The organism is Bradyrhizobium altum (assembly GCF_020889705.1).
Classification (GTDB): Bacteria; Pseudomonadota; Alphaproteobacteria; order Rhizobiales; family Xanthobacteraceae; genus Bradyrhizobium; species Bradyrhizobium altum.
This window is the reverse complement of the sequence record NZ_JACMYP010000378.1, coordinates 1-6,531: the sequence shown is the minus strand read 5'-3', so window position 1 is coordinate 6,531 and position 6,531 is coordinate 1. Positions and strand designations below refer to the sequence as shown.

9 protein-coding genes are annotated in these 6,531 nt (G+C 64.5%); 3 read left to right on the top strand and 6 right to left on the bottom strand.

The genetic code is table 11. From position 1 onward, the window contains the following. Positions 1-138: helix-turn-helix domain-containing protein (locus H8B02_RS44110; RefSeq protein WP_376711784.1), on the bottom strand; the 138-nt coding region annotated here is incomplete at its 3' end. 49 nt (positions 139-187) lie between these two features. On the opposite strand from H8B02_RS44110, the gene H8B02_RS44105 reads away from it, so the two are divergent. Continuing rightward, complete coding sequence (locus H8B02_RS44105) at positions 188-715, top strand: DUF6428 family protein (RefSeq protein ID WP_229172035.1); 528 nt, start codon at positions 188-190, stop codon at positions 713-715. Between the two features lie 27 nt (positions 716-742). Here the strand turns inward: H8B02_RS44105 and H8B02_RS44100 are convergent, their stop codons facing one another. The 5 genes from H8B02_RS44100 to mgtE all read right to left on the bottom strand — a co-directional run bounded on the left by H8B02_RS44100 (position 743) and on the right by mgtE (position 4,411). Continuing rightward, a complete protein-coding gene (locus tag H8B02_RS44100) occupies positions 743-1,114 on the bottom strand; it encodes a cupin domain-containing protein (protein ID WP_229172034.1) in 372 nt (123 codons plus the stop codon). Positions 1,115-1,198: 84 nt separating this feature from the next. Further along, positions 1,199-1,627: a DoxX family protein gene (locus H8B02_RS44095; protein ID WP_229172033.1), complete on the bottom strand. Its 429-nt coding sequence runs from the start codon at positions 1,625-1,627 to the stop codon at positions 1,199-1,201. 75 nt (positions 1,628-1,702) lie between these two features. Beyond that, entirely contained in the window at positions 1,703-1,912 is a 210-nt protein-coding gene (locus tag H8B02_RS44090; RefSeq protein ID WP_229172032.1) for a hypothetical protein, read from the bottom strand. Between the two features lie 662 nt (positions 1,913-2,574). Next, positions 2,575-2,895: a helix-turn-helix domain-containing protein gene (locus H8B02_RS44085; protein WP_229172031.1), complete on the bottom strand. Its 321-nt coding sequence runs from the start codon at positions 2,893-2,895 to the stop codon at positions 2,575-2,577. A gap of 94 nt (positions 2,896-2,989) precedes the next feature. Then, on the bottom strand, positions 2,990-4,411 hold the full coding sequence (mgtE, locus tag H8B02_RS44080; RefSeq protein WP_229172030.1) for a magnesium transporter: 1,422 nt from the start codon (positions 4,409-4,411) through the stop codon (positions 2,990-2,992). Positions 4,412-4,495: 84 nt separating this feature from the next. Between mgtE and H8B02_RS44075 the strand changes: the two genes are divergently transcribed. After that, the gene (locus tag H8B02_RS44075; protein WP_229172029.1) at positions 4,496-5,311 is read left to right on the top strand and encodes a polysaccharide deacetylase family protein; all 816 of its coding nucleotides are present in this window, start codon (positions 4,496-4,498) and stop codon (positions 5,309-5,311) included. A 95-nt stretch (positions 5,312-5,406) separates the two neighbouring features. Beyond that, the coding region (locus H8B02_RS44070; protein ID WP_229172028.1) for a polysaccharide deacetylase family protein at positions 5,407-6,531 on the top strand (1,125 nt) is incomplete at its 3' end.

Here is a 6,531-nt window from a genome sequence, read left to right as displayed (position 1 = left end):
TGGCGATACTTCGACAACCTCGGCAATCGCCCCTGCCGCCATGCCATCGGGACCGGCCTGGACCAGAAGCCGCACGATCCGCAGCCGCGTTTCCTGCGACAGCGCGGCGAAGGCGGTTCGGGCTTGACGCTCCTCCATCTTTCGATAATCCTATAATTCAAGAATCATTGAAATGAGGATAGCAGCCGTGAACCCGCTTGCCAATACCCGATCGACCGTCGGCGCCCTGCACCCGGTCGAAGAGCTCTCGTCCGCAGCGCTGCTTTCCAGCCTCGAGGCACACAGGGAGAAGCCGCTGATCTTCAGTTACGACGGCCGGGATGTCCGTCCCAGCTACCACGTGACCGAAGTCAAAACCGGCTCGTTCAAAGGGCTCGATTGCGGCGCGAACCCCGAGAGCTGGAGCGAGACCTTCATTCAACTCTGGGACATCGAGGAGGAAAACCGGGGCCACATGCCGGCCGGGAAGTTTCTTGCGATCATCCGCAAGGTCGACGAAGCCGTCGGCTTCGATCCGCAAGCCAAGCTGACCTTCGAGGTCAGCGATGGCGTTCGGCCGATGCAAATCTATCGCGCGGAACGCATGGATGCCGGCGACGCCGCGATCCGCGTCTATCTCTCGGCGCGCCCGTCGAGTTGCAAGCCGCGCGACCGATGGCTGCAGGAACAGCAGTCGTGCTGCGCGCCGAAAGCCAAGCAGCCGTGCTGCGGCTGACCGGTGCTAGAGTGCTGCCCGGTTGGTCTACTGAACGATTTCGGTCAAGGGCTTGCCCTTGTCGACCACGAAGACGTTGATCAGTTTCAGCGTCTTGTCGCCGCCAATCTTGAAGCCAGCGTGCGGCACGCCACGCTGGTTGATCACGCCGGCGCCGGTGGGAAGTTCGGTTTGTGATCCATCCGGCAAGAGCAAGGTCGCTCCCTGGATGACGTACACGATTTCCTCGCCTTGATGCGTGTGGCGCGGGAGACTTTCACCCGGCGGGACCTCAAGATAGACCTCAATGGCTTCCATGTTGGTCCCAGCCACGTCGGCGCGCTTCAATTCCTTGCGGACGATTTCTGCGTGAACAGTGGCGGCGGAAGCGAGCAATATCAGTGTGGCAATACGCAGCATGGGCAATGTCCTCCCCCTGATAATGTGACCGTATCGCGGGCCGCGCGTCGATCACACGCACCCGCCGGCCCGGTAGCGAAACCGTCAGGCTGTCGTTGGTTGAAGCCGACGCTCCCAAGGCAGCTTGGGAACCCTTACCGCAAATGCTCCGTCGCCCAGCAGCGCCTGGACGGCCAGCATGATCGCCCACACCAACGGCATCTCCCAGCCCGCTTCCGTGAACCAGTAGCCCTTTCGAAGCATCCAGAAGTGGGTTGCGCCCAGCATCATCGGGATCGCGTAGATGCTCACCCAGCGCGTATAGATGCCGAGCAGCAGCAGAAGCGCCGATCCGAATTCGGCGCTTAGGGCATAGGCAAGAACCCATTCGGGATAACCGAGTTTGGAAAGGCCGTTCCACCACAGGCTAATCGGCTTCAGCACGCATTTGCCATAGAGATGCATAATGAACAGTCCGGCAAGCGTAACGCGCAGCAAAAGGGCAGCATAAGGCGCAGTTCTCTGATCGATCATGCGTACCTCCCAAATAGAAGTCTGTCGCAATCGCAGAAAGACGATGACCAGCCGGCTTGACGCCCCGGTCGCGAGCTATCCGCCCTCGTCGAAGCGAGCCAATGCTCCCTCGATGAGCTCGATCTCCTCGGAGAGAGTCTCGTTCACGACCGATGGCCTGAAACCCGGAACGCCGTGCGTTCGAACATCGTCCAGCAGGTGTTGGCGATGGTCTCGCAGCTGTTCCAGCGCCTGACGATTCTTCAGCGACACGTAGCCGGCAATGATCTGCTCGATGGCCTTCATGGGGAAATCCACGCTTCAAATAAGAACGTACTGCAATCCTTGGATTAAAGCGGCCAAACCGCCTTCCTGGCAAGCCCCATGACGCGGCGGCTCCCCGCAAGACCACGCCTCGCGCTCCACAAGCCGCGGCGAAGGTCCTTCCGTCTCGTTGCGGCCGGCACGCGCCGGCGCCTGGCGTTCCCTGCGCCCTCTTTAAGAGGGAGGGCGAAACGAGATGCAAAGCTCGGACAGATCATGTCGCGAGAATGCGAAGCTGCGCCCCCACCCACACTGTCATCGCCCGCGCATGCGGGTGATCCAGTGCGCCGCGGCTTCTCGATTCGAGGACCGGCGTCTCTGGAATACTGGATCGCCCGGTCCCGTCTACGCCAAGGCTTCGACGAGGCCATGCATCCTTGGCGCGCCGAAGCTCTAGCGAAGGCGGCAAGCCGGGCGATGACACCGGCATGAGGTACGCAATGACGGTGCGTCGTATCGCGCGAGAACCACCCTCATCGTCGTCCTGGCGAAAGCCAGGACCCATTACCCCAAATGGTCATTGCTGCACGACACTGGGGCCCCAATCCCTCTCACAATCACATGCGGTGGTTATGGGTCCTGGCTTTCGCCAGGACGACGGCTTCCAAGAGACCGAGTGATGGTGGAGCCCGCGACGTACCCGCTCACGCCGCCGTCGGCTCGCTCGACAGCGCGGCGAACACTGTCTCCGGCGAATGGGCGATCACCGCGAGCAGCGCGCGGGCGGGTCCCCGCGGGGCGCGCTTGCCCTGCTCCCAGTTGCGGATGGTCTCCACCGGCACGCCGAGCTTGGCGGCGAATTCGAGCTGGGTGAGCTGGGCCCGACGGCGCAGATCGCGCACGGCCGGTTGCGAGGCCGAAGGCTGCAACGCCGCCTCGGCCGGATGTGCGGGCACGAGAGGGATTTCCTGCCCGTCGCGCAATTCGACGATTCGTCCGTCCGCCTTGAGCCGCAACCGCTGCATGATGGCCCCCGTGATGGCCCCTTTGGAGATAGGACCATCATCCGCCAACCCCGTTAAGGCGCGATTAACGATAAGCGCGCCCGCAGGCGCCGGGCTATTTCAGCCCGAACCACAGCGTGGCGATGCCGAGAAACGAGAAGAAGCCGACCACGTCGGTGACGGTCGTGACGAAGGTGCCGGAGGCGACCGCGGGATCGGCGCGCACCCGTTCCAGCACCATCGGAATCAGGATACCGCCGAGCGCGCCGGCGACCAGGTTGCAGATGATCGCAAGCCCGATCACGATGCCGAGGCCGGGGATCTTGAACCAGGCCACCGCGGCGATGCCGGTGATGACGGCAAAGGCGAGGCCGTTGACGAGCCCGACCATGGTCTCGCGCAACACCACGCGCGTCGCGTTGAACGCACCGAGCTCGCGGGTGGCGAGCGCGCGCACCGCGACCGTCATGGTCTGGGTCGCCGCGTTGCCGCCCTGGCTCGCCACGATCGGCGCCAGCACCGCGAGCGCCACCATCTTCTCGAGCTGGCCCTCGAACAGTCCGAGCACCGACGAGGCCAGGAACGCGGTGGCGAGATTGACCAGGAGCCAGTTGAACCGGCCGCGGGCGATGGTCCAGACCGTGTCGGACAGCTCTTCAGGGTGGGTGACGCCGCCCAGCGCCTTGAGATCCTCGTCGGCCTCCTCCTCGATCACGTCGACGACGTCGTCGATGGTGATCACGCCGACCAGCCGCTCGGTGGTGTCGACCACGGGAGCCGCGACCAGATTGTACTTGCCGAACATCCGCGCGACCTCTTCCTGGTCTTCCAGCGCGGAGACCCGACGACGGCCCTCGTCGATCAGGTCCTTGACCGGAACCGGGCGGCGCGTGCGCAGCAGCACGTCGAGCGGCACCGCGCCCAGCAAATGCTTGTCGGCGTCGACCACATAAATCTCGTAGAAGCGGTCCGGCAGATCGGGCGTGTCGCGCATGTAGTCGATCGCTTGCCCGACTTTCCAGTCCGGCGGCACCGCGATGAACTCGGTCTGCATCCGCCGGCCGGCGGAATTCTCCGGATACAGCAGGCTGCGCTCGATGTCCTCGCGTTCGGCCGCCGGCAGCTTCTCCAGGATCTCTTCCTGATCCTCCTCGTCGAGGCTTTCCAGCAGCTCGACGGCGTCGTCGGATTCGAGTTCGCGGACGCCCTCGGCAACGGTCTCCGGCTCGAGTTCCTCGAGGATCTCCTCGCGGACCGTCTCGTCGACCTCGTTGAGCGCCGAGAAGTCGAAGTCCGTGCCGGTGATCTCGACCAGGGTGACGCGGTCGTCCGGCTCCAGCGCCTCGATCAGGTCGCCGAGATCGGCCTCGTGCAGTTCCGCCACCACCTCGCACAGCAGGGGCCGGTCCGCGGCATGGATGGCCCGGGTGATGCCAGCGACGAATTCGGGGCGGAGCTGGCCCTCCTCGTCCCGCATCGGCATCCGGGCGAGCGGGTCGGTCTCGGCGGGTTCGGCAACGTCGATATTCTCGGCCATGCCGTGTTTCGCCGGTTTGACAGGAGAGGAAAAACTGCTCTGATGAGTGCGGAACGGATTACCTAATCGGTGGGGCCCAGTGCAATGAGAAAGATGTCGAGCGCACCGCGACCGATCCTGAACATTGTCGCGGCGCTGATCGCGCTCGCGCCTGTTGCGCTGATTAGCTCGGCGAAGGCCGCCGAATGCCCGCGCAAGGACGCGCTCGGCACCTCGCGTGTGCTGGAGGTCGACCCTGCGACCTATCCGCGCGTCGGGCAGAAAAGCTTTCCGCAGACCCTGCCGCTGCGGGATGGCGAAGTCGTGCTGACCTTCGACGACGGGCCGACACCTGGCGTCACCGACAAGGTGCTGACGGCACTGGCAACCGAATGCGTGCAGGCCACCTTCTTCATGGTCGGCCGCAATGCGGCCGATCATCCCGACATGGTCCGCAAGATTGCGCGGCTCGGGCACAGCATCGGCTATCACAGCTGGGACCATCCGCATCTCAACAAAATGCCGACGGATCAGGCCGAGGCGAACATCAATCGGGGGATCGAAGCGATCCAGACGGCCCTGCGCGGCACCGCGAGCACGGTCCCGAGCACGCCGTTCTTCCGGTTCCCGTATTTCGAGTCGACGCCCGCCCTGCTCGAGCGCATGGAAAAGCGCGGCATTGCGGTGTTCGGCGCCGATTTCTGGGCCAGCGATTGGAACAAGATGACCCCCGAGGAGGAACTCAAGCTGCTCACCGGGCGGCTCGAGGGCCATCGCAAGGGAATTATCCTGCTGCATGACCCGCAGATGCGAACGGCCGAGATGCTGCCGGCCTTCCTAAGGTACCTGCAGGAGCATAATTATCACGTCGTCCACGTCGTCCCGGCGGCGTTGAAAACCGTGTCTGACCGGACACATTGAACCCGGGACCCAAGGTGGATTACAGACTGTTAAGGCGGCATTCATGAGGCCGCACCTAAGGATTCGTCAGTGCGTTTGGAATGCGGCCGAGATTGATGATTGCAGACGTCCTGGTGATGATCCGGAAGCGGTCGCGGACCGTGATCAGCGCGGCGCTGCTGGGCTGCAGCTTCGTGACGCCGCAGGCCGGCCTTGCTGCGGATTGTCCGGGTAACCCCAACGCGCTCGGCACCTCGCGGACCATCGTCGTCGATCCCAGGGAGCATCCGCGGATCGGCACGATGCAGTATCCGGAGACGCTGCCGCTCGCCGATCACGAGGTGGTGCTGACCTTCGACGACGGGCCGCTGCCGAAATACAGCAACCAGGTGCAGGCCATTCTCGCCAGCCAATGCGTCAAGGCGACCTTCTTCACCATCGGCTCCCAGGCCCGGTTCAATCCGGAGGGCGTGCGCAAGCTGATCGCGGCCGGGCATACCGTCGGCACGCACACCCAGAACCATCCGCTGACGATGAACAAGATGCCGCTCGAGCGCGTGCGGCAGGAGGTCGACGACGGCATCGCCTCGACGCTCGCCGCGCTCAACGGCGACACCAGCAAGCTCGCGCCGTTCTTCCGGATCCCCGGCCTGATGCGCGCCGAGATCCCCGAAGCCTATCTGGCCTCACAGGGCATCCAGGTCTGGAGCGCCGACTTCCCGGCCGACGACTGGCGCCACATCTCGCCGCAGCGGGTCTACGACCTCGCGATCCAGCGGATCGAGGCCAAGCACAAGGGCATCCTGCTGCTGCACGACATCCAGCCGCGCACCGTCGCGGCGCTGCCGCGCATCCTCAACACACTGAAGGAGCGCGGCTACCGCATCGTCCATGTCGTGCCCGCGACAGCGGACCGCCCGGCGACGCCCACCGAGCCGCAGCAATGGTTTATGCGTCCGCCGACCGAGACGGTCGCGATCACGCGCTGGCCAAAAATTCCGAACTTCCTCTTCACCGCGGCGCGGACGCTGCCGGCGCCGGTGTTTGCCGACATGGATTGGCGCGATGCCGACATTCTAGATCACGCGCAGCGCGCGCGCGTCGGCGCGTCCGTCCGCACGCTGTGGCCGCAGCCGCAGCCTGCCCAGCTGGCATCGGTCTCGACATTGCCGGTCCCGGCGGCTGACGTGTTTCGCGTTCCCGAAGCGCTGGACCTGACCCTGCTCGCGGCCCGCTCGGCG

Coding starts and splice junctions, on each gene's coding strand:
- H8B02_RS44100 (WP_229172034.1), bottom strand. CDS start 1,114: ATGCTGCGTATTGCCACACTGATATTGCTCGCTTCCGCCGCCACTGTT.
- H8B02_RS44095 (WP_229172033.1), bottom strand. CDS start 1,627: ATGATCGATCAGAGAACTGCGCCTTATGCTGCCCTTTTGCTGCGCGTT.
- H8B02_RS44090 (WP_229172032.1), bottom strand. CDS start 1,912: ATGAAGGCCATCGAGCAGATCATTGCCGGCTACGTGTCGCTGAAGAAT.
- H8B02_RS44085 (WP_229172031.1), bottom strand. CDS start 2,895: ATGCAGCGGTTGCGGCTCAAGGCGGACGGACGAATCGTCGAATTGCGC.
- mgtE (WP_229172030.1), bottom strand. CDS start 4,411: ATGGCCGAGAATATCGACGTTGCCGAACCCGCCGAGACCGACCCGCTC.
- H8B02_RS44075 (WP_229172029.1), top strand. CDS start 4,496: ATGAGAAAGATGTCGAGCGCACCGCGACCGATCCTGAACATTGTCGCG.